The 279-nt window shown below is 48.0% G+C and carries 1 pseudogene; it reads left to right on the forward strand.

From position 1 onward, the window contains the following. Nucleotides 1-14: 14 nt before the first annotated feature. Nucleotides 15-279: pseudogene (locus AB2U10_RS19265) on the forward strand (hypothetical protein); the annotation flags it as partial.

The raw sequence follows: 279 nt of genomic DNA on the forward strand, positions 1-279 counted from the left end.
TGAAAAAAATGCTTATGGCGCTGAGTTTAACTGGCGCACTTTTGGGTGGTACTGCCGCTTGGGCAGAAGAGACTGTAACAACACCAACATCTGAGGTTACAGCAACATCAACGTCTGAAGCTCCTGCAACAATTGCAGCGGCACCAGCAGCTGAGGAAACTCCGGCCGCTCCGACACCGACTGCAAAACTCGATACCGGTGATACATCTTGGATTTTAATTTCAACAGCTTTGGTTCTGTTGATGACAATTCCAGGCTTGGCGTTATTTTACGGTGGTA

The sequence above is a fragment of the Leadbetterella sp. DM7 genome, assembly GCF_040829825.2.
GTDB lineage: Bacteria > Bacteroidota > Bacteroidia > Cytophagales > Spirosomataceae > Leadbetterella.